14 protein-coding genes are annotated in these 23,893 nt (G+C 56.7%); 11 read left to right on the top strand and 3 right to left on the bottom strand.

What is annotated here, in order from left to right:
* Positions 1-3: 3 nt before the first annotated feature.
* The 7 genes from metG to FDQ92_RS06970 all read left to right on the top strand — a co-directional run bounded on the left by metG (position 4) and on the right by FDQ92_RS06970 (position 8,155).
* Entirely contained in the window at positions 4-1,950 is a 1,947-nt protein-coding gene (gene metG, locus FDQ92_RS07000) for a methionine--tRNA ligase (protein ID WP_137423912.1), read from the top strand.
* Between the two features lie 457 nt (positions 1,951-2,407).
* On the top strand, positions 2,408-2,749 hold the full coding sequence (locus tag FDQ92_RS06995; protein ID WP_137423911.1) for a DsrE family protein: 342 nt from the start codon (positions 2,408-2,410) through the stop codon (positions 2,747-2,749).
* A 31-nt stretch (positions 2,750-2,780) separates the two neighbouring features.
* Entirely contained in the window at positions 2,781-3,806 is a 1,026-nt protein-coding gene (locus FDQ92_RS06990) for a DUF6599 family protein (RefSeq protein WP_137423910.1), read from the top strand.
* Complete coding sequence (locus FDQ92_RS06985; RefSeq protein WP_137423909.1) at positions 3,803-4,789, top strand: DUF362 domain-containing protein; 987 nt, start codon at positions 3,803-3,805, stop codon at positions 4,787-4,789. The genes FDQ92_RS06990 and FDQ92_RS06985 overlap by 4 nt, the downstream gene beginning before the upstream one ends.
* A gap of 83 nt (positions 4,790-4,872) precedes the next feature.
* Entirely contained in the window at positions 4,873-6,627 is a 1,755-nt protein-coding gene (locus FDQ92_RS06980) for a 4Fe-4S binding protein (protein ID WP_137423908.1), read from the top strand.
* A gap of 59 nt (positions 6,628-6,686) precedes the next feature.
* Positions 6,687-7,922, top strand: coding sequence for an aldo/keto reductase (locus FDQ92_RS06975; RefSeq protein WP_137423907.1), 1,236 nt, complete (start codon positions 6,687-6,689; stop codon positions 7,920-7,922).
* A 17-nt stretch (positions 7,923-7,939) separates the two neighbouring features.
* A complete protein-coding gene (locus tag FDQ92_RS06970; protein ID WP_137423906.1) occupies positions 7,940-8,155 on the top strand; it encodes a hypothetical protein in 216 nt (71 codons plus the stop codon).
* A 179-nt stretch (positions 8,156-8,334) separates the two neighbouring features.
* On the opposite strand, the gene FDQ92_RS06965 is transcribed toward FDQ92_RS06970, so the two are convergent.
* Together FDQ92_RS06965 and FDQ92_RS06960 are read right to left on the bottom strand one after the other, a co-directional pair.
* Positions 8,335-14,523 (bottom strand): DEAD/DEAH box helicase, encoded by a 6,189-nt coding sequence (locus FDQ92_RS06965; RefSeq protein ID WP_137423905.1) that lies wholly within the window; start codon positions 14,521-14,523, stop codon positions 8,335-8,337.
* A 56-nt stretch (positions 14,524-14,579) separates the two neighbouring features.
* Positions 14,580-18,395 carry a hypothetical protein gene (locus FDQ92_RS06960; RefSeq protein WP_137423904.1) on the bottom strand — a complete coding sequence of 1,272 codons (3,816 nt, stop codon included), beginning with the start codon at positions 18,393-18,395 and terminating at the stop codon, positions 14,580-14,582.
* A gap of 335 nt (positions 18,396-18,730) precedes the next feature.
* On the opposite strand from FDQ92_RS06960, the gene FDQ92_RS06955 reads away from it, so the two are divergent.
* From FDQ92_RS06955 to FDQ92_RS06940, 4 genes are all read left to right on the top strand, one after another.
* Positions 18,731-19,201 carry a transposase gene (locus FDQ92_RS06955; protein WP_137423903.1) on the top strand — a complete coding sequence of 157 codons (471 nt, stop codon included), beginning with the start codon at positions 18,731-18,733 and terminating at the stop codon, positions 19,199-19,201.
* Complete coding sequence (locus FDQ92_RS06950; protein ID WP_137423902.1) at positions 19,146-19,481, top strand: hypothetical protein; 336 nt, start codon at positions 19,146-19,148, stop codon at positions 19,479-19,481. Before FDQ92_RS06955 ends, FDQ92_RS06950 begins: the two co-directional genes overlap by 56 nt.
* 114 nt (positions 19,482-19,595) lie before the next feature.
* The gene (locus tag FDQ92_RS06945) at positions 19,596-20,174 is read left to right on the top strand and encodes a hypothetical protein (RefSeq protein WP_137423901.1); all 579 of its coding nucleotides are present in this window, start codon (positions 19,596-19,598) and stop codon (positions 20,172-20,174) included.
* 175 nt (positions 20,175-20,349) lie between these two features.
* Positions 20,350-22,089: an AIPR family protein gene (locus tag FDQ92_RS06940; RefSeq protein WP_137423900.1), complete on the top strand. Its 1,740-nt coding sequence runs from the start codon at positions 20,350-20,352 to the stop codon at positions 22,087-22,089.
* Between the two features lie 201 nt (positions 22,090-22,290).
* Here FDQ92_RS06940 and FDQ92_RS06935 read toward each other — a convergent pair whose 3' ends face one another.
* A complete protein-coding gene (locus tag FDQ92_RS06935; RefSeq protein ID WP_137423899.1) occupies positions 22,291-23,640 on the bottom strand; it encodes a transposase in 1,350 nt (449 codons plus the stop codon).
* Between the last annotated feature and the right edge of the window lie 253 nt (positions 23,641-23,893).

Raw genomic sequence — 23,893 nt, 5'->3', positions numbered from 1 at the left:
CTAATGGAGAAGCGATTCTATGTCACCACGCCCATCTACTACGTGAACGCGGAACCTCACATCGGCCATGCCTACACGACCATCGTAGCGGACGTGATGAATCGTTTTCACAAGCTACTGGGCTACGAAACCTTTTTTCTTACGGGGACCGACGAACACGGGGACAAGATCGTGCGGGCGGCCCAAGAGGCGGGCATGGACCCCAAGGCCTACGCCGATCGCATCAGCGCGTTATTCCGCGACACTTGGTCCAGGCTCAACATCACCCACGATCACTTCATCCGCACCACGGACCCGAACCATGGCCGCGTGGTGCAATACATCCTTCAGAAAGTCTATGACAGCGGCGACATCTATTTCGACACCTACGAAGGTCTGTACTGCGTCGGGTGCGAGCGGTTCTACACCCAGAGGGAACTGGTGGACGGAAAGTGCCCGGATCACGACCGGGAGCCTGAAAAACGGCAAGAAGCCAATTATTTCTTCCGCATGAGCAGGTACCAGGACTGGCTCATCGAGCACATCGAAAAGCATCCGGATTTCATCCGCCCGGAACGGTACCGGAACGAAGTGCTGTCGTTCCTTCGCGAACCTCTCGAAGACCTCTGCATTTCGCGCCCCAGGGAACGGCTGAGCTGGGGCATCCCGCTGCCCTTCGACAACCGGTACGTGACCTACGTTTGGTTCGATGCCCTGATCAACTACGTGAGTGCCCTCGACTACCCCGACGGGCCCCTCTTCGCCAGATTCTGGCCCTTCGCCCAGCATCTCATCGCCAAAGACATCCTGAAGCCTCACGGCATCTACTGGCCCACCATGATCCGTGCGGCGGGCATCGAACCCTACTGCCATCTGAATGTCCACGGCTACTGGAAAATCAACGAAGGCAAGATGAGCAAGAGTCGGGGGTCTGTGGTGCGGCCGCTGGATCTGGTTCCGATCTACGGGCTCGATGCGTTCCGTTATTTCCTGCTGCGCGAAATGGTTTTCGGACTGGATGCCAACTTCAGCGAAGAGGCCCTTATCCAGCGCCTGAACGCCGACCTCGCCAACGACCTGGGAAACCTCTTCAGCCGGACGATGGGAATGACCGAACGCTATTTCGGCGGACGGATTCCGCCCTTCGGAGAACCCCTGGACGAACCGGAACGAGCGCTCCGAGCTCAGATGGAGCGAAGCCGGGACGATTATGTAAAGGAACTGTCCCAGTGGGGCTTTCACAAGGGACTGATGGCGGTGTGGGAAGGCATCAATGCGGCCAACAAGTACATCGACGACGTGGCGCCGTGGACCCTGGCCAAAGATCCCGTCCGCACCTCCAGACTTCAGACCGTCATGAGGACCCTTCTCGAAGTGAACCGACAGGTGGCGGTGCTCCTTTCCCCCGTCATGCCCGAAACGTCGGAAACCATGTTGGCCCGGCTGGGCATCAAACGCCGGGCCCTGGATCTGCGGCTCGAAGAAGACACCGGCTGGGGAGGGCTTCAAGAAGGAACAGCGGTGCAAAAAGGCGAGGCACTGTTTCCCCGGGTGGACCTCAATGCATGGCAGGAAGGCAGAGACCGGCGCCCGCCCAGCGCAACCGCCCCACAGACAAAGGCGGCGGGCGCTGCGGCCGGAAAGGCTTCAGAGCCGATTTCCCTTGAAACCTTCGCGACCATCGACCTGCGGGTGGGCGTGATCAAACATGCCGAACGCATCCCCAAGTCCAAAAAACTCCTGAAGCTCGTGGTGGACGTCGGTGAGGAGCGGCAGGTGGTCGCAGGCATCGCCGAAACCCACGATCCGGAAACCCTGCCGGGGCGGCAGGTGGTCATCGTCGCCAACCTCAAGCCGGCGAAGCTCATGGGCATCGAATCCCAGGGCATGGTTCTGGCCGCCCACGACGGCCGGCACCTCCGCCTGATCGGTCCGGAAGCCCCCGTGACGCCGGGAAGCAAGGTTTCCTGAAAACGCCGCTCGTCATGATCAACATGTTCAGAGGCCCCTGCGGGCACAGATAAAAGGTCAAAAAATCCCCCTCTCCCTTGATGGGAGAGGGTTGGGGTGAGGGTGACAAAATTAGCTTGGGAACAAGGTCAAAAAATCCCCCTCTCCCTTGATGGGAGAGGGTTGGGGTGAGGGTGACAAAATTAGCTTGGGAACAAGGTCAAAAAATCCCCCTCTCCCTTGATGGGAGAGGGTTGGGGTGAGGGTGAGAAAATTAAGGTATGTCAATCAGTTACATTCCCCTCCCCTTAATCCCCTCCCACAAGGGGAGGGGAAATAGAATTCCCCTCGTTCCCAAACTCCAGCTCGGGAACAAGAAGCGAAAGATCTGCACCATTTTTCGATAGAATGTGCGCTTGAATCCTTGTAGGCATTCTTTGTCATTTAAGCCCATTAACGTTATCAAGTTGGAGCTTCTATGAAGATAAAAGCCATATTCCACATCGATGAAAATGAAAAGTGGACGTTGCTTATAGGCAACGTACGAAATTTATATAAAGGGATTCACGATCAAGAATATGAGATCGAAATATTAGCAAACTCGGTTGCTGTTGAAATGTTTAAGGCGGATAACCCTCTTCATAAAAGAGATTTTGAGGAGTTGAATAAACTTGGAATAAGGATGTGTGCGTGTAATAATTCGCTCATCGGTATGAATATTCAAAGATCTGAGCTGCTGCCGTTTGTTAATGTTGTTCCTATTGGAGTCAAGGAATTAATTGAAAAGCAATTAGATGGATTTGCGTATATCAAGCCGTGATCCATATACGTTGGATGGTTCAGCCCTTGCCATGAAAACAGTCGCTGCAAATCGACGCCCCAGCCGGCGGGAAACGACGCTATCTTGGACCGTGATCGGAGTGCTCTTGCTGATCGCCGCAGGCATCGCCGTGAAGCAGTCCCGTTACGACCCGGGCCATTGGAGCGTTCCCGGGGTCCCGGGTCCGCCGGCAGGGGGAACTCCCGGCCCGGGGGGAAACCCCGCCGTACCGGACCCTGAAATGTTCGCCCCTCAAGGCCTTTCGGTGCTGGGTCCTCTGGAGACCTTCGGGCCCGAAAACCTTTCCGACAAGATCGACGGAAAGGCCGAGCTCTACCTACCCGCCGGCTTTCAGCAGCTTGCCTGCCGCCGCTTCGTCCTCGAAGACCACCCTGATCTCTGGTTCGAGGTCTTCCTTTACGACATGGGGGACCCGAGGGGGGCTTTCTCTGTCTACAGCCTGCAGCGGCGTTCCGAGGCGGAGTCCCGGGCCGACCTGGGGCCGTTTTTTTACCGGACGGCCAACGCCGTCTTCGGCGCCCACGGGAAATATTACGTGGAACTGGTGGCTTCCGCAGAAAACGCCACTCTACTGGAGACACTGGAGCGGTTCGCTTCCCGCATTGTCCGGGAACTTGGCCAAAGCGCGTCCCATCTTCCGGAGCTCGACTATTTTCCCAAGGAAGGACTGGAGCCCGACAGTTTGACACGGATCCCCGCCGACGCCTTCGGATTCCAGGAATTTCAGGACGTCTTCACCGCCGTCTACCGGCAGGATGGCCGGGAAGCGACCGCCTTCGTGATGACCCGGCCCTCGGCGGCGGCGGCCGAATCACTGGCTCAACGCTACGCGGAGTTCCTGGTGGAAAGCGGAGCGAAGGAGGCGGAAGTTCCCGGGGACATCCCTGGGGCCCGCGCCCTGGAATGGTACGGAATCTTTGAGATCGTCTTCAGCCGGGGCGCGGTGGTGGCGGGGGTGCACGAAGCCGAGGACCTGGACTTGGCGCGGCGCACGGCCCGGAAGCTTTTCGAAAACCTGGAGCGGAACGCCCCATGACCTTAGAAAACGAACAGGCCCTTTCCAGAAGGGAATTCGTCAGGCGAACCCTCCGAGCGGGCATCACCCTTGCCGCCGTCGGAGGGGTCGGCCTGTGGCGCTTCGACCCAAAGGGCCCCGAGCCTCCCGGAGCGGGCGACCAGGTGAATCTTCCCGATTATTCCGTCCCGGGAACGAAGGGCCGGATGAGTGTCATTCGGGGAAGCGACCGGCCGGCCGCCTTGGCAAAAGCCGTCACCGGAATCGGAGGAATCGAGGCGTATGTGCACCCCGGCGACCGGGTGCTCATCAAAGTCAACGCCGCTTTCGCGTCGCCTCCCATCCTTTCGGCCACCACGCACCCCGACCTGGTGCGCGGCCTCGTAAGACTCTGCTTTCAGGCGGGAGCCGCCGCCGTGGTGGTGACCGACAACCCCATCAACGATCCGGCCAGCTGCTTCCGCCTGACGGGGATCGGAGAAGCCGCCGAATCGGAAGGAGCCCGGGTGTTCGTTCCGGAACCGGGAGCCTTCCAGGCTGCCACGTTGGAAGGCGGAAGGCTCATACGGAACTGGCCGCTCCTTTACGAACCGTTCCGCGGCATCGACAAGCTCATCGGCGTCGCTCCGGTGAAGGACCACCACCGGAGCGGCGCGTCCATGATCATGAAAAACTGGTACGGCCTCCTGGGCGGGCCGAGGAATCTCTTTCATCAGGACATTCACAATATTATCAAGGAATTGGCTCTTCTCGTCACGCCCACTTTTGTGATTCTGGACGGCACCTGGACCATGATGGCCAACGGCCCGACAGGCGGTTCCATCGATGACCTCAAGGCCACCCATACCCTGATCGCGGCCACCGACCAAGTGGCGGCGGACGCTTTCGGAGCCACCCTCCTCGGCAAGCGGCCGGCCGACCTGCCCTGGATCGCCAAGGCGGAAGAAGCCGGAGCCGGAACCGCGGACTTCGAAGCCCTGCGTCCTCTGATCGGCGAGGCCTGAGCGCCGGAAAAGGGCCTCACTGGAAAGCGAAACCGCCGGCGGCCGCCCTGGGTGCGGCGGCGCGGAATCCGGGATCGAATCACATGCGAATCGTCAATGCTCGAAGGATCAGCCAGGTTTTCTTTTTCCTGCTTTTCCTGTGGTTCTGTTGGGTGAGTACCGTCGGCACGAAGTGGTGGCAACTCCGCGGCTGGCCGGTGAACTGGTTTCTGCAGCTGGACCCCTTGGCGGCGTTCGCAACGCTGCTCACCACGGGAACGCTGTACCGAGGGCTGGCCTGGGCGCTGGTGGTGATGGCGGCAACAGTGATCCTGGGCCGTTTCTTCTGCGGCTGGGTCTGCCCCTTTGGAACGCTGCACCAGGCCGTGGGCTACTTGGGACGCCGCAAGGTGCGCATGAAGGAAAAGGCGGCTCAAAACCGCTACCGCCCGGCACAGCAGGTCAAGTACGCGGTGCTGGCGGTTTTTCTCGGCGCAGCCTTCGGAGGATGGCTGGATTCGCCGTTGGTGGGGACACTCCAGACCGGCCTTCTCGATCCCATCCCCTTTTTCCATCGTTCCGTAAACCTGGTGGTGCTGGCGCTTGGAAGGGGTGGAAGCCGGGTGATTCGGGAAGGCTGGCTTCTCGGGGTGCTTTTCGGCGCGGCGGTGGGGCTCAACCTCTATCTACCAAGGTTCTACTGCCGCTTCGTGTGCCCCCTGGGGGCGTTTTTCGCTGTTTTGAGCCGGAACGCCCTCTGGCGGATCGGAAAGACTTGCAGGGACTGCAGCGCCTGCGGCCGATGTGAAGCCTTCTGCGAGGGCGCCTGCGAACCCGCTGGTGTCATCCGAACCGGTGAATGCGTCCTGTGCATGAACTGCCTGGACGGATGCCGGGAACGCATCGTTACGTACCAGAGGCCGGTTTCGGCCGGAGGCGAAATCCCGCTTCCCGACCTCAAGCGCCGTCGCTTCGTGGCTTCCCTGGCTTCCGGGGTGCTCCTGGTCCCCGTCCTGCGCCTGGATGGAACTTGGGGTCCTGCGGCCCCGCCGCGGCTCGTCCGGCCGCCTGGAGCCCTCCCCGAACCGGATTTTCTCCGGCGGTGCCTCAAGTGCGGCCAGTGCGTCCGGGTCTGTCCCACCCGGGTCATTCAACCGGCGGGTCTTGAGTCCGGCATCGAGGCACTGTGGACGCCGGTGCTGGATTTCCGAGCCGGATCCAGCGGCTGCCAGTACAACTGCGTGGCGTGTTCGCACATCTGCCCCACCGCCGCGCTCCGGCCCCTTTCTGTGGAAGAAAAGCAGGGAACGGGCCCCTTTTCGGAGCGGGGCCCGCTGCGGCTGGGAACGGCCTTTGTGGACCGGAGCCGCTGCCTCCCGTGGGCCATGGACCGGCCCTGTATTGTCTGCCAGGAAAACTGCCCGGTGAGCCCCAAGGCGATCTTCACACGCGACGTGTTCGTGGTAGTCCGGGACGGTCGCCACCGGGTTACGGCCGTCGAAGCGGGGGTGGTATGGCTGAGAGAACCCCGCCTGGTACCGGGAACCCTCGCAACCGGTGACTTTTTCTGCGCGTTCGAAGGCCCTGAAGATGGCCGTGAAGGCCGACGGTATCGCATCACCGGGAACAGTGAACGGGAAATTTGGTTCACTTCGGACGAAGGTGCGGAACTCGCTCCTTACGACTCCGGATGGTTGAACGTGGAAATCCGGCTCCGAAGGCCCCAGGTGGACCCCGAACGCTGCGTGGGGTGCGGCATCTGCGAGCATGAGTGCCCCGTAACAGGGCTTCGGGCCATCCGGGTCACCGCGGAAAACGAAAGCCGGCATCCTCAAAAACGGCTCGTGCTGCCTCGCTGACTGTTTTTGTCTCCAAAAGCCTGGGATACGATCACCCCGCCGGGGGAAAGGAGCGCACCATGGACGAAAAGAAAGACCTGCTGTCTCGACGAAGCCTGCTGCAAGGGGCCGGAATGGCCGGCCTGGGATCGCTGCTTTCACCCTTCAGGAAGGCCGCCGCGGCATCCGAAACCGGTAACCCGGACCGGGTTCCAACGCGGCCCTTCGGAAAGACGGGATTCGACGTCTCCATCCTGGCCCTGGGGGGCATGTTCGATATCGTCTCCAACCAGCTGGTCCTCCGCCAGGCACTCCGCTGGGGCGTAACCTACTGGGACACCGCCGACTGCTACGGGGGCGGCCGGAGCGAAGAAGGGATCGGCAAATTTTTTTCGCGAGCTCCCGAGACCAGAAAACAGGTGTTCCTGGTGACCAAGTCGGACGCACGCGATCCTTCCGGCATGACCCGGCTCCTGGAACGTTCGATCCAGCGCCTCCAGACGGACACCATCGACCTTTACTGTCTCCATGCCGTAAACGACATCGGCGAACTGAATGAAGACGTCCGGCGCTGGGCGGATCATGAAAAGAACAAGGGCCGAATCCGGCTTTTCGGTTTCAGCACACACCGGAACATGGAAGAATGTCTCCTGGGAGCGGCAAAACTCGGCTGGGTGGACGGGATCATGTTCTCCTATAATTTTCGGCTGATGCACCGCGATGCAATGAAACGCGCAGTGGACGCCTGTGCTGAAAAGGGCATCGGCCTTACGGCCATGAAGACCCAGGGAGGCGGTCCCATCCATGTAGACAGCGACCTGGAACTGGAACTCGCCGGCCGATTTCTCAAGAATGGCTTCACCGACAAGCAGGCGAAGCTCAAAGCCGTGTGGGAAGACCCGCGCATTGCCAGCGTCTGTTCCCAGATGCCCAACCTCACCATCCTCGCCGCCAACGTAGCCGCAGCCCTGGACCGCACCCGGCTTTCGGATAGCGACAGGATCCTGCTCCAGAGGTACGCCGAAGAAACAGCCGGCGGGTACTGCGCCGGTTGCGCCCGGATCTGCGAGACGGCGGCCGGCGGCGACGTTCCCATCGCCGACCTGATGCGGAGCCTCATGTACGGGCGTTGCTACGGCGATGCGGAGCTCCAGCGCTTCGCCCTACGGCACCACCATGTGGCTGCAAAAAAGCACGAGTGGCTGCGGGCGGACCTGGAGCGGGCCGAGGCTGTCTGCCCCAGTCGCCTTCCCATCCGAAAACTCCTGGCAAGCGGCATCGCCTTTCATGCCTCGCACATCGACCCTTTCGGATAGGACGGGTTCCGGAGGACGTGGACGGCCCGGAATTCCCGGCCCCTGAAAACGCTGGGCCGCGACTCGTGGCGCGCCTGGCTCGTAGTGACAACCGAAAATTGACCATGGGCGTCGAGCATCTCGAGGTCCAGGTCAAGGGCGGCGTCCGTTTCGAGGAGGAACGCCAGCCGGTCACGGTCGGTTGCGAAAAGCTCGATTCGGTTCTCCGGTCATGTCGCGACAAATCGATTTGATGCCGGTTGACGCTCGGCCCGTGCCCGTGGCGAACTCCGAAATCAGGCCGATGGCCCTGTCGCTTGGATCAACAGGCCATCGAGTAATGCTGTGAGAGTCTAATTACCAACCGCAAGTGTCTCATTCGCATTGACACATTCCGCAGGAGACATCCACGAAGCTCAATTGCAGCCAAACCTCACCCTTCGATGACCACGTAGGTTTCCAGTGTCATGTACGCAGGTTTCTGGAGGTCCTCGAATCGATAAATATCCAACCCCCGGTCCAACCAGATCGAAGCCAGCCTGTCCCTCGAACGAATCAGCACTCTGCGGTAATGAGGAAGCTCTTTGTTGGGATTATGAATGGAGTATCTGAGCTTGACTCCATGAGGCGCCAGGCTCTCCTGAAGCACATTGAACTGATGCTGGACGAGTTTCGGTTCGTCGCTGGTTGTTGTGACCTCGACCGCCATCCCATCACCCGAAGCCTTTTCGCATAATGCATCCAGGAACATGGCCAAGCTCTTGAACTGAAAACGGTTTCGCAGGTACCGATCGTAAATCTCCACTGCTTCAATAGACGATGGAAGATAGCCGGATAGAATCTCCTTCCAGCTCTTCCTCTCTCCGTCGGGTATGTGGATTACCCTTGTCCCTTGAAGGAGATCTTCATATTTCGCGAAATTCCATACTTCGCCGATCCCTTTCTTGATTGCCGCCTTGTAAGAATCTTGCACCTTGTCAGTGTATTCTGAGTAAGTCGAAATTTCGATGTGGTCCGCTTTCTCGAACGGGTCCCCCCCCTTTGGCCAACGGACAACCAACGCGTTCGACTCTGCTTCTATGTAAAGCGGCGCTTCAATTGGAAGAGGACCGTCGAACAATCTGATCTCAACATTGGGGAAATCGCTCAGAAGCGTTAGCCTGTGAAGAGACGCTTTCAATACGGGATCGGCAGCAGAGATGGTTTTCGCAACATTGCGGAAGAACAGGTGAATCCGAGCTCCTTTTGCACAGACGCCATGTAGAAGGTTGTACAGACCGTTGGACGCGGGTGCTCCATCTCCGATCCTGGGAATCTTGTCGATCACGAGATAGAGCTTCTCCGCTCTTCTCATCTGTTGGCTTAGCCATTGGCCCGGGTCCGTGAGTCCAAGGGGAATGAACCCGTTCGCGCCTTGGTGATACAGCCCTCCCAATGCTTTCATCAGGAAGTCTGCAACCGGCCCTCTTCTCAGCAGATCATGAGCGTACTGGTTTCGATAGTCTCGCAAGCATCGATTGCAGGACTGATCCCGTGAGCAACCGGTGCAGGCGTCGGCGATTTCAAGAGCAGCTTCCATCACCTTGCGCAACTCGCCGGCAATTCGCTGAACGTGGCCAGCTCCACCGGGCACGCTGTCAAAAAGAACGATGGCACGATAACCCGTTCCCCCGTAACGAAGGACGGTGCCGTCTATATCGCCTCGCTCAATTTCCAGAGCCTTGGATGCCCCGGCCAGTAGAGCGGCTGTCAGGGAGAACCAAAACCCTTGATCGCTTACGTCCGCCAAGCCACCACTGAAACGCAGCTCCAGCACGTCACTTTGGAATTCATGGCCAAGGAAGACAATGCGAGGTGTGCCTCTGCAAGGCGAGCCCCACGGCGTCTTGTGGTTTTTCGGCCGTCCGGCGACAACGGAATCGCCATAGCCACAGGAAGGGCAAATCCAGAAACCGCGTTTCTGAATGCCCGGGTTGACCACCGTGAGAACGCCATAGCGCGAATAGCTCTTTTTGATTCTAATCCCCGCCATCGGATCGGGATCACCTTCTTCAATGAAGTCAGAAGGCGGCGCCACTTGGTAGTGAGAAAAATATACCTGGGAGGCGAAAGTCCTTTGAGGCCGCACTTCAACCGGCTCCTGACCATCCTCTTCCAGGAAGGTTCGAAAACCGAAGCTCGGCTCAAGGAATCTTCCTTGGATTTCCGTACTCCCGGAATCTTTTAGATCTTGGCCACACTCACACGGACTTTGCACTTCCTCGTCGACGGTTTTGCTCCTGTGGAATTTTCCGCACTGCCCACAAACGGCAAAACGATACTCCGGCCACGCTTTTCCTGCGATTCTCTCCAAGGCATAACTTTTGATCACTTTCCCATTGGCAACCAAGGTGCAGCCGGGGGCATACTCGCTGAGGGCGATTTTCAGGTCTCGATCCAATTCAACTCGTAACGCCCACTCCTCCTTGCTTTCCACTTTTAGGGACACCACATCGACTGGAAAACCGTATTTCGGAAGGACGTTTCGTGAGGCGAGAAAACCAAGTAGTTGCCTTTCACGCAGCCTTTTCATCTGTCTCTCGGAATACCCGTGCAATGCGGGCTTGTTTTTCTGGAGCTCCTTGTAGGCACCGTATTCGGAGAGGAGCTCCGATTGCGCCAGTCCCAATCGTCCTTCCCAAACGGTTGGTGCTTCATCCCGTGGTGGGCTTACCAGCTCCGGAATCCAATACCAATCAACAATCTGCAGGTCTTTTGCAATGGATGCGGGAAAGATTCTGGTCAACTCTTCACGCAGTTTGGTAGGTTGTCCACTCAGCCACTGATGAAGCTTCTGCGCACCGCTCTCCTGTTGGTTGAAGAACATCCATTCCACACTGCCACGGTTTTTCCCTGAGCTGCCATCGAATAGCTCGGGATGATGAAATCTCCAAAAATGCGAGAGCGTGGTAGCATGCAAATGTCTCCGAGCAATCCGGAGATTCTCGATTTGGATTCTCGGCGGCTGAACCTTACCGGAAATCAGTTTTTCGGCTCCGGCAAAATGTCCCAGATCATGCGGCCTGCACCGGCAAAAGGTCAAAACGTAAGCTGCGGCACTCCACCGGCGACCGGCGCGTCCCGCCCGTTGCACATAGTTGGCTACTCCAGGCGGAACATTTCTAAGGAAAACCGAATGCAATTGCCCCACATCGACTCCCAGCTCAAAGGTCGTCGAGCATGAAAGTACATTGAGAGGGTGTCCATCACTTGTGAAATTGTTTTGCCTCTCCGCCCCTTCTTGAGTGGTGATCTGGGCCGTATGTTCCAGTGCCAGTAAAGACACAGGCTCCATTCGTGTGTACAGATAACGGTAGTGATTATCTGAAAACTCAATGTCGGGATTTATTTCGGCAAGAGGACCTGGACAACGGTAAGTTGGGCAGACACCCTTTAGGTTATACTGGGAAATGTTTCCACAGGTTTGGCACTTGTACAAGGATGCGTTTTCACCGTCATTCATGCGGCCGATCCATGCATCCCATCTGAGGCGCCAGGCGACCTCATCCTGACCTCTATCCCCCCAAAGTCTCTTGACCGAGGTCTCCTCCCAGATACCTAACCCTTCAGCCATGGACAGTGTCCAGAGATCATCAAGCAGCTTTTCTACGATGCCCTTGTCCACAGTACGACCCAGTTTGAGAAATACTCTCTCGATGAAATCGGACCGCATGTTTCGGGTTGTTTGGGGAAGCCACGACGCGATGGAAAGTCTGCTATTCACGCCATTTGGCCGGATGGTGTAAGGTCGATTGCGGGGCCAGAAGTAGACATCCTGCAACCGCACCCCCTTGATGGATTGAAGAACGTTTTGCCGCCGCAATTCGGTGAGCAGGATCTTCAGAAGAAGAACAAATGCCTTGGCATCTAGGCCATAGTCCCGCTCGAGCTCGCCCTCGACGTCCGCCGCATACTCATGAAGCCGATCGCTGCATTTGAGATCCCAGGAAATCAGACCAACGCCTTCAAGTCCCTGGCGCCTCTGAATATTCGCGAGCTCAGCATTCAGCCATTTGCTGACTTCCAGGATCTTAGTGCCTTCGGTGTCCTTCGCGTCGAACAGGCCGGTTTCCTGAGCGACGCTGATCATGGGGTTGAGGAGATCGTTCACATCGAAGGCGGATACACCCGGGGTATCAGATAGAAATCTCCTAGCCGCCTTGACGATCATCTGGCGGTGGAGGATCTGGTTGGCGGTTCGGTTCAGATATGTTGCGAAATAAGCTGCATCTTGCCGTGAATCGCTGAAGGCCAACAAACGCCGCTTGCCTTGAGGGGTGCTCGCCGCAGCATTAACGGAGAGCAGCCCCGCAAACCGGCTCTTGGGCTTTCGTTCTTCCTGGTCCCTCTTTTTGATCGATGTTCCTTCGGAGCTGGCCGGGATGTTGGTGAGCAGACACTGGGCCAAAACCGCTCCAGCAGCGTCATCACCCGGTGAAAAGGCACGGATGATTGAGCCTCCGTGATGCTTCTGTCCGCCGCAAGCGGGGCAGACGGTGATCGTCTTTCCATTGACGGGTGTCACCCGGCGCACCGGCACCCATTCATAAGAGATTCGCTCTCCAGTTCTCATGCACGACGGGCATGCTCGATCATTGAGATCTGTTAAGAGGCCGCAGCGCGCACAGACATACTGAATATCTCCGAGTATTGTCTGACGAACCCGATTGCGAGTGCCTGATTCCCCCTCTTCTTCTTCGAATCCTGAAACGGGGGGCTTCTCATCCCTCAACGGCTCCTCATCTTCCGCCGAGTCGACCACACTGTCCAAATCAATGGAGAAGTAGTCGTTGCTTCTCGGCTGTTCGCCCAATTTCTGCCTGCGAGGGTAAGAGATGAACCGACCATCTGGTGTCAACTGACCTTTAAGGAACGGCTGCCCACAGCGACCACAAGCCTGCAGCTCGAAAGCAACGGCAGGACCTCCGGGGGCATCGGGAACTTCGTGGTGCCGTCCGACCAACAAGCGAGGACTCAAGGTTTTTTCGCCCTGATCGCCGGCGCCGGCGAAGCAAATGGATAATCCCTCAAGGCTGCGCACAAAGAAATGGTAACGAGCGGAAAGGAGAGCGGCACTATCCTCTTCGGGACGCGCTCGTGAAGCGAGATCAACAAGGACGATCAGGTTCCTTTTGGCTGCTTCAACATCACCGTCAGCACCGCTGATCGTCCACAACGATTCGGCGATACTGCGCAGATCTGCAGGGCCTCCTTCAATGCGATCGACCAACTGCCGGGCCCGCCGGTCACCCGCCAAGAGATTGAAAAGGAGTCTCTCCATGGAAGGATCAACTCCCGAAACACCTCGTGCTGCTTCAATCGCCCTCTCACATACTTCCCTGTTCGGCCATCCGTCTTTCTCGCAATTGCCGCACAGGAGTTCGGAAAAAACGACGGCCAACTCACTACTCGAGGAATAATCCTGACCGACCTTGTCCCAGATGGCCTGATAGAAGTCGGCGCTTCCATTCCCCCATTCGGGAAATCCGCTGACAAAGTTCTGCAGAGGCACCACCTCGCCGGTGATGATGTCCTCTTTTTCGAAGGTCTCACCGAAGAGATTTTCAAAAGATCTGGCGATTATCGTCAGGCTCTCGTCATTGCCCGCACCGATCGTTGCACTGGTGGCAATACAGAGCAGCTTCCCTTGCTGAGACCGGCACACGCGATCCTTGAGACGACGCATCAAATAGCTGATTTCTGTCCCCTGTGCGCCGGTGTAGATGTGCGCTTCATCGAGAACGAGGAATCGCCAGGTTTCGCCCTGTACCCCATCGAACAGCACTGAGTCTTGGGGCCGCATCAGCAAGTATTCAAGCATGGCAAAATTTGTGAGAAGAATATGCGGGGGACCGACCAAGGGCGGATATCCCTTATGTGGCCAGTCTTTTCCGTTGATCGGCTCTTTGCCGAGAATCTGGTCCCTGCAGAATAGTTCATTGACTTGTGGAATCCGGTCGTTCTCCTGTTGAAATGCGTCCAAGCCCTGCCGGTAAGTCTGCTTCGTCTGCCCGGTATACCTCCCGAAAGTGATGCCTGTTTCGGCGGGCAGTAATTTGCGCAACCTGATCACCTGGTCGTTCGCCAGTGCGTTCATCGGATAGACCAAGAGCGCTCGCACTCCAGGCCCCAAACGGTTTGCTGCCCTTTCTTTCAAAAGATGATCGATGATCGGCAGCAGAAAGCATTCCGTCTTTCCCGAACCCGTACCCGTCGCGACGACCACGTTTCGATTCTGCCCGACGATCTTCCGAATCGCCCTACCTTGGTGGGTGTAGAGTTTCCGTTCCAGAGATATGCAATGAACGACCTCGTTTTCGTCTAGACCTGGAGCATAGTTTAGGAACTGGTCACTGAGAATGGGATGGGGCTCCGTCAGCATTTCCAGGAGAGATTTATCTTTAGAGTACTTTGGTGTGGCCTCCAGAATGGGGCCCTTGAACAGCCCTTCGGTGTCTCTCGCCAGATCCCGAAATTGCTTTGTCAGCTCAGGGTTCTTAAGCCCGAAGGTCGTGGTGAGGTAACGCAAATAAGTTTCGCGGATGTCTTCACTCGTGGCAATCGGGTCTATTCGTTGAAGCACGCTGACATTCCCTCCATTCCTGAGACAGAACGAGACATTCCTTCATGCTCGCCGGCTCAAATTTTTGCCAGTGGCTGATTCCAGTACCAGGAGATGATGATTTCGCTCAGAATGAGATCTCGCAGGAAGGCTTTCGGAGTCGTCTTGCGAACGAGTTCCAGCGTTCTCTCATAGAGACGATCGATCCCTTTACCCCCGTCTGCCCCCCATCCACGAACGGCGTCAGTCCAAAGTTCGCGCGCACGCAGCCTCGCAATGAAGGCGGCCACTCCCGAAAGCCCATTGGGTCCATCCTTCCTGAGGCGACCCATAACCATCCTTCCAAGAAAACGATTGACGGTCGTTCGCTTTCCCCATTTTTGCCACTGTTCAACAAGAGAGTCCGCCTCAGTCCTTTCCTGCGGCTTGCAGACCTCGAAGTATTGATGTGTGAAGGTTTTCCAATCTTGAGCCTTTATCAGCTCGCCCAAGGTAGTAAGCCCCGTGTTGTGAGCCTGGGGGCGCCGCTTTTGTACAGGTTGCTCCGGATCCTTTTTGGGCTCAGCGAAGAAAAGGTCGCTACGCCCGATGTGTTTGAGGATAGGCAGGTAAGGTGCGGCATACCAGCATTGCTCCAAGTCGCAGCGGGCCAGGAGACTCCCCGTTTGATCGGGGTAAACGGCATCTTCCAGCCAAACGGGGAGATCCAGTTCTCGGCCCGCATCGGACAGGAAACAGACCTCATCATCTTTCATAGTCTTCCTACATTTCCATAGAGAGCCCGCCTTTCCAAGATCGCGATGCGAATAAAGCATGGATAGCTCCAGTTCGATTTCGTCTGGAATCGTATACCACCCGCACGGCTCTTTACCTGAGAGGAGATTCTTGAGCGTCGCTGGCTCCGCGGATGAATCAATGATCTGAACCGAGACTTTGGATCCCGATGCCGCCTTAGCCTCCCAAACCGTTCCACGGGTATAGGGAAGCAAGATCTCCAGGGTCTTCTCCCCGAGCATGGATCTGATGCACTCGAAACAGTCTTCTCCCTTGTCGTAATGGAAGCGAACCAGAAAATTCGACCAGGGGAAAGATCTCTGAAGAGTCTCCTTGCTAACAGCCTGGATGCCACTGGTTCTTTCTAGGGCTTCCTTTGCTTTGATCTCTGGCCATTCCAGCCAGTCCGCCCACCCTTGCGGCGCCCGCAACCACTTGAAAGACGGTGCTGAATCGGATGCGGCGCTCAAGGCTCCGAACCGCGATCGATGGGCCTCCATCCTGAGGTACCAACATCCCGGTTTGTCTGTGGCTCCGATAGGAATCTCGAAAGGCGGCGCCGCACCGTCCTGGAGACGGTATAACGTGCCACCCCTGGGCTCGCCTTCCGGATAAATCCTTACGAAACGTCCAGTTTGAGGATCATTTCTCTGTGGAGTCCAGGATATCTTTAGTCTTTCGGTCTTTTCACCCCCTCCGGCCAGCTCAACCCGAAAATCCTTGAATGCCGGATGTTTCAAGATCGTGAACAGGACGAGCTCGCCTCGTCCGTCGAAGGAACGCACTGTAACGGCAGCGGCTTCCACCGAGCGAAGTGACTTGATGAGGTCGGAAAACTTTTTCAGATCGACGAGCCACGTGTCGTTTACGTTTCTTCGAAACGCCGGGGCGTCATAGGAATAGAGGGTTTGCTCCTCTTCGGTCTTCTCCCCCAAGGTCTTCAAGAGAAGTTGAAGTTTGGGGCTTCGTCCCCGTGCCCCACCGGGAGAAAAACTATCGAATTGGACGGCTACTCTGGCATCCGAGATCTCATCCAGGCGCTGCACGGGAATTTCTTCCGGCCTACACCGCCAAAGGTCCCAGTGAAACAGCCCTCGATCACTCCGTCGCGACCATCGAAGATCACTGCGAGCCAGAAGCAGAGTCACAGGCATCCTGGAATGGGCAAACACCTTGATACCGCAGAAGGCCTGCCCTCGATCTTGTTGCAGCGACAGGACGATTATCCCAGACTCATCACCCATGGTGGTGTGGAACAATGGCTCCATCACTACCTTTTGGCCACAGCGAAAACGGAACTCGGAGACAGGCCCAGTCTCCGGTTCTCTGACCAACTCAAAATCCGATAAGGGAAGGTAGATGAAAGGCAGGATCACATCCTCGATGCCTAGAGGCCCCCGCAAATGGATCTCATACACTCCGGGCTCCCACTGTGGCGGGAAGGCGATTCCAACTTCATATTCTGCGCCCTGCTTACGGAAGGCAAGATCAATTGCCTGCGTAAACCCGGTCTGATCTCGTCGTATCAACTTCCCGAAGGCGTTTCGCCACACGGGATAGCCCCCCTCAGGGCATACGACCGCTATTTGATCCGGATCCTTGAAGATCGGCCAACCTTCAAGAGACCGAAGCCACGGTGGAGCCTGTCCGCGACCTTCCAGGTAAGGGGTTTCGCCCAGACTGTTGAAGGAAAAGTCAACCGTTGCAGAGGTCTCTGCGCGGAAGCTCGCGTCCGGTCCGCGGTAATCGAAGGACCCGTCGTTTTCGAGCGTGCATAGAGCGTACTGCCATCCGCTCCAGCTGCCCGCCATGCGCTCCGGTTCACTCGACAGGCGTCCGCCCCTTACTTCCAGAGTAGAGTCGTTTGGATAGACCAGGAGCAGCTCTTCCGGAAGGGCCCTCTTACCACCACCTAAATCCAAGAGCTTTCCCGTTGACCGACTGAACAGGTACAGAGGCAGCCTTGCCCCTCCGTTGCTTGTGGCCATGGGAGCCTGGATGAACTGCGTCGAAACCGTTCCGGATGACCGATCTCTTGCTTCCAGATTGATGCCGTCATCACAGGGGCCGACATCCAGATCCTGGGGCTCCGTGTAGTGCGAACCATCCACCGGGGTCAGGTTCATCTGGAGAGATTGTTGGCGTTCCCCTCCTTGGAGGTCCCTCCACTTCAGCTGAAAATCGACCGGTGATTTCATTTGCTGGGCAGGGATATGCAGGAGGGGTACCTCGCTTTGCTGCAGATCGAAATAGAAATACGGCCGTTCCTTAGATGCCGGCGCCCAGGACTTTCTGATGGTGCCTCCATCCCGGCTCCTCACATGGTTTCTAAAGGCGTTCACCATGTATTGGGGAAGGCCCCACTGCCGCCACAAAGCGGGGTCGTCCTCGTCCCAACGATTGGCCATGTCGAGGAATCGTTCGGCGATGTTGACGTTGACCGGATCGCCATGTTCAATGAAGCGCTGAATGGGCCTCGGAAGGTAAGCAAGCATTCCTTTCTGCTTCCATTTTCTGACGAGATGCTCCCCGGTGGTGTAAACTCCGAGATGACTCCGCAGCTCCGGCTCAATAAGATCAGTGATGAAACGATGGATATGCTTATGGGGTATCAAGCCGTGCAGGAGGATCCGGGTCACGAAGCGATGCCCATCCTTGAGCGCCTCAAACTCCTCGAGCCTGTTTTCTTTCAAGCACTGGGCAAATAGCAGCCCGCAACGATTCGCGAGGTTCCCATCCACCGGAAGTCCCAGGCCTTCCATGACGGGCGGCCAGAGATCGTGTCCCGCCTTCTCACCGAAAGCGAATATCCCCGTCCAAACGAAATAGAGGCTGAGAACTGCCCTCCAAGGGGGTGATCCGGCTTGGCAGACTTGCCCCAAAGAAGTCCGCGACAGAGCATCACGCAGAGCATCGCGCAACGCCTTGAACGTCTCTTCGCCTTCCCTGCGCTCTATTTCTCCGATCAGTCGGATACCGCTGAACCGCTCAAGGACCGCTTGACCCAGATGCCTTGCAAACAGGTTGGGATCCCTGTACTCCTGCCCCCTATCGACATACCGCGACGCGAGGCAGGATTCCTGGATTAGCTCGCAACTGATGGATGCCAAGACCGGCATGATGCCTCCCGACTCAACTCATCTCCAGGCGGAAACTGACTTCGGAGGGAAACATAACCCATGACCAGGGTCGAATAGGCCGGTTGCCTGCGCGCAACGGCTCAAGCTTCTTTACGCTCTTTGTAATATTGCATGATCGGATCCTCCATCGCCCCGAAAAAACTCGATTGTAGATGGATTTAGATCATGCGACAACTATCCTGACACAGGGGGCAGGAGCACGGCACCGAACTGAACCGAGACTCCATCGTCTCGGCCCCGTTGAAAAAAGTCCGTGCCGGACAAGGCGTTGTGCGCACGGCCCCCAATACCTTCGCCATGGCAAAGGAGGGGTCATGATCGGTCATATCAGCCGCATCCTGGAAGCCTTCCGACCCTGTTTCACCCGCCAGGCCGCCTATCGCTGGTTTGTGACTGTGGTGCTGGGCTTCATCGTGCGCATCGACCACTGCGGGGCCAGTTCCTTTGTCCGCTGGCTTGCGATCCGGCCCTCGATTTACACGGGGATGCTCTCGTTCTTCCGGGCCCGGCGCTGGAAGCTCCACGCGATCTTGCGCCGCTGGTGGCAAATCGTGTTGGAGCGATGCATCCCGGTGAAGATTGACGGTCGCCTGGTGTTGGCCGGCGACGGTATCAAGGTCTCGAAGGAAGCCGAAAAGATGCCCGGCGTCAAGCGGCTTCATCAGGAGCCGGACAACTCGGGCAAAGCCCCGTACATTTACGGGCACTACTGGGGAGTGATCGGTGTTCTTGGCGGTTGGAGTAAAAACAATCTTTTGCATCCCGCTTTGTGCCGAGCTCCATGAAGGCGTAGAAGCGCTTCGGCGTTTCCCAAAAAAGCCCGATCCGCTGGTCGACGGCCAGCCGAAGGTCAGCATCACCAGTTTGATGGCGGCCATGGTGGCAGAGTTGGTGCCGGCACTGGGTAAACGGTGTCTGCTGGTACTGGATGCCTACTTCGCCGTGGGACCGGTGTTTGCAATCCTCAAGATGGTGCGCGATGCCGCCGGCCGGCGACTGGTGCGTGTGGTGACCCGTGCTAAAAGCAACGTGGTGGCCTACGCCGATGCACCGCCGACAACCTGACGTCCCGGCCGGCGGAGGCAATATGGTGAAAAGCTTGCCCTGATCGAACTGTTTGAAAAGCGCCGGCCGTCCTTTGAACAGGAGCGCATCGAGCTGTACGGACAGGTCAAAGACGTGGCGGTTCTGACTCTGGACCTGCTCTGGAAACCGATCGGCGAAAAACTGCGTTTTGTATTGGTCGCCGATGGAGACGAGCGGTTCATCCTGATGGGCTCGGATTTGACCCTCGGAGCCCGGGACATGATCCTGGCCTACAGTTATCGGTTCAAGATCGAGGTAAGCTTCAAGGTCCTGAACCACTTGATAGGCGCCTTTTTCTACCGATTCTGGACGACTGCTTGGCCACGAATTGGCAAGGCCACCAACAGCGATCTTTCAACCGTCGACGACGACCGGAGAAAACGGTTGATTGCGGAAACGACCAACGCCGTCGAGGCCTTCGTCAACTTCGGCTGCATCGCCACCGGGATTCTTCAAATTCTGGCGCTGAGCTGTCACAAAAGGATCTGGCAACGATACACGGGATGGCTGCGAACCGTCAGCTCGGCCATCCCTTCCGAAGAGGTCGTCCAGTCGGTGGTCCAACAGGAATACTTCCAGAATTTTCGCGCTTTCAGTAATGACGCGATTTATACGATAATTATGTCAAAGAACCGCGGCGATCAGCGAGACTGGATGTCGCTGGCCGACTGAAGGCGGTAAAATTTCAGATTGTCGAGATGGTCAGTTAAAGCTGGAAAAGGGCAACTGGCGACCCGCGGCTTCAAGACCTGCGTCAAAATGATTGCTACCGCCGAATCACAGGCCCTGGAGTTCACCGGAAACTGTATGATTATTTGTTGGGGTGCAGAAGAAAGGGAGTTACGCAATGAGTTTTGACGAGAATGAACTGCTTCAAGAGATTGCTGCGTCTGTTAAGGAGCTATCGAGACGTGGCGGGATCTCTGAGGAACGAGGCTTTGGCGCATGGTATGCGACAACCCTGCTTGATTTCGACGAAGATCAGGCCCTTGAAGGAGCTTCTGTAGACGGTCCAGAGGACCAAGGGATAGACGTGCTGCTCGTAGACCACCCCAATGGTCGAATAACCGTATTGCAGGTACACTATCCGAAAAGAAGAGAGAAAGCTACCCCCAAGTCCAAATGGGATGCCTTGGTTGCATCCATTCCGGCAATACAGAATCCAAAGTTGATGTCTGACGCCGGTCGCTCTGATGTAGCGGATATCCTCGAAGAGGCTGGTGCTGAGATTTCCGAATATGACATTGAATTAGGGCTGATTAGTCTGGCCAAAAAATCCGACCAGATTGAACGGGCATGCGCACAAGCCAATCGTGCTCAACAATTCAGGGGGATCAAATTCTTCTATGCGCCGTGTGATGACATCTTGAATCAATACGCTGTATTCCGGTCCGCAGACAAGTCTGTTCCTGAGGACACAATCTCCTTTGCAGGCGGAGTGTTTGAGGATTCCGGAGAATATGGACGAGCGATCGTTGGGAGTGTCCCTGCCGCCGAACTTGGACGCTTGTACAAAGCTCACGGACGGCGTCTGTTCGAAGGCAATGTTCGTTACTTCATAGGGGCAAGAAAAGGCGGAATCAATGAAAGGATGATAGAAACAGCCAGGACATCACCAGGTCTCTTTTGGGCCTTGAACAACGGGATCACCATCGTAGCAAATACCTGCACAAAAGAAAGTGATAAAACATATAGGCTTACTCGGTTTAGTATTGTCAACGGATGCCAAACAACTGTATCTCTTCATAACGCCGGAGCACCGGATAATGCCAATGTGTTGACCAGAGTCGTTGCAGCAAAGCCAACGCTCTTGACTGATATAGTGAGGTACAACAACACTCAAAACCCGGTTAAGATTTGGGCTGTAAGGTCAGTAGACCCTGTCCAGGAGCGTCTTCGTGAGTCTTTCAAAAATATTGACATACAGTACGCGCCAAAGCAGGAAGGTAGCAGACGGAGAAAGGACTACCAGTCCATCATGGAACTTGATCGTGTTGCCCAGTACTTGGCAGCGGGCTATCCTGACACACTAATCGATGCGGTCAAGGAGAAACAGGAGCTATTCGACCGTCACTACCAACGCTTGTTCCCACATGATGTTGCACCTGAAAGAGTCTATCTCTACTGGCTTTTAGGCATACAGACTGATGAGGAACGCCAATCGAAACTGCAAAGCCTTGTCGATGCTGGCGACGCTGATAAGACAACCGGAGCGTTGCTGGGTGTGAGTGGAACGTATTGGGGTGTCCACTGTTCATCGAAACTCGTGGAGGAGTTGAACCGAACCCCTCTTCGAATTTCGTTGGAGGCTATGGCATCTAATGACTTCCAGAATGCTTTGAGGAAGTATGCAGTCGAAGGATTACAGCTATTCACAGAACTCGCTATAGACACCTATGACCTTGAGGATTTCAAGACCGTCCGTGCTGCGTTAAGATCACCAAAATTTCTCCAAAAGATTGATCAAAAACTTGCCTTGCGAATGTCGCGTTACAAGAATGCCAAGAACAAAAAGCTTCCTGATTTAGTTTCAGCTGCCAAGTCCAGTGTGGGCTCACGATCTAGCAGCAATTCCCGGAGCGGATAGTCCTTGGGTGAAAAGCGGGCGTGAAAGGAGAGTCTTCGAGTGTTCAGCGGGCCGTTTGGGGTGATCGAGGGTCCGAACGTCCCGTTGAGGGATGCCACCCGGAGCGTGAGGGGCTCAGATGCCCGGTTTGAAGGCGCACCTCCGCGTCGGTTTTTCGGGTGAAAGGCTCAGGTTCTGCATGGGGTAATTCCTTTCTCCGCCCTACGAGGTGTTATAGGCGATGATCGGGGTCAGCCTTTTGTATCCGTAAAGAAGGGCCTCGTAGAGCATCCGGATGGACTCCAGGCGGAAGTCCCAGAACATGGCCCGGATCCTCTCCCAGAGGTCCCGTTTGGTTTGGAGCTTTCGCCATACGGCCTGAAACAGCGGGCAACACAGTTGGAGGCTCTGGTCCACGCAGAAGGCCAACATCATGAGGGTGACGAAAACGGCGCTAAGGTGTTTTCGGCCCAGACCGTAGTTGTGTTCGAGGTGGTAGCCCTGGTTTTTCAAGGTGTTGAAGATTTCGTTTTCGATGCGCCAGCGTGCCCGGCCGATCCGCATCAAGGTAACGGCGTTTTCCCGGCGGATGAGGATATCGGTGACCCAGGAAAACCGCAGAAGCCCCTTGGGAGTCACCTGCCAGTACTCGAGGAGGTTCACTCGTAGGTCGGGATGGGACTTGTTGAGGGGAAGATCGTTGATGAAGCGGAAGTAATGGAGGGTTTCGGGGTTGTCTTCCGCTGCGTGCCAGAACTCCACAGCCCGGCCCTCCGCGATGGCCTCGTCGGCCTTTTCGAAAAGGAAGGCGTGATCGCCGGGTTTAACCCCAAGGACGAAGCGGCAGTCGAAGCGCTTGAGGGTTTCAATGTGGGGAGCGTTGGGACTGAGGGCATCTTCGGTCACGATGAGCTTGATATGGGGGTGGTCGGTTCTCAGGTTCTCGATACAACGGCCGGCGGCGTTGCGTTCGCAGTCGTTTTTGGTGTCACCGTCTTCTCTTCGGATCACTTCGGGGGGAAAGGGGATCACGGCCTTGTGGTCCGGGTGGACGAGGGCGGCTCCCATCATTTGGAGGGAATAGGTGGTCTTGCCGGTGGCAGAGGTTTTTCGAAGGCAGGCGTCGGAAAAGACCTTTTCCGACGAAAAATAGCCCGTGCCGTCCAGGGCCAGGATGTAGTGGCCGTCCAGCACGGTCATCTGAGCCAGCGCCTTGCCGCGCTGAAGCCGTGAGAAGATCTCGCCGAAGGCGGGTCGGAACACATAGGGCGAAACCTCATCGAGAATTTCCCGCATGGTGCTGTCGGCAGGGATCTTCTCGATGTGGTAGAGCGCGTGCAGGTTGTGATCCCGAGCCGACCAGCGTTTCTCAAAGGCCAGAAGAGAGGGATCCTTCAAAGAAAACATGGCGAAGGCGCTCATGGCCGCATCCGCAAAGGAGATCTGCGGCGTGCCTTTGCGGGGATCGGGGATCTTTTCGAACTCACGACGCACCGCTCTCACCAGGGCATCTGCATTCAGATGCTTGCGAAGTCGGATCTTGGAGGAAGGAGCGTCTTTGCTGGGCTTCATGGCAAAATAGCCTACCAGAGACGCGGGCGGCTGTCCAGCATGAAACAGCAAAATAGTCGAAAAAATTCACCTCCGAAACCCCCTTCGGAGCCCGAAACCACCCCCTGGGTTCGCGAAAACCAAATCCTTCAATGCCCGGTTTTCAAGGCTTTACAGGGGCTCCGGAAATTGCTGACGATCTAGCATTATCAAGAGACAATAAAATGTGCAGGCAACCCAACCCCAGGCTGCAGGCGACGGCGGCCACAAAGGG

Source organism: Desulfoglaeba alkanexedens ALDC, assembly GCF_005377625.1.
GTDB classification, from domain to species: Bacteria; Desulfobacterota; Syntrophobacteria; order Syntrophobacterales; family DSM-9756; genus Desulfoglaeba; species Desulfoglaeba alkanexedens.
This window is presented reverse-complemented; position numbering and strand designations above follow the sequence as displayed.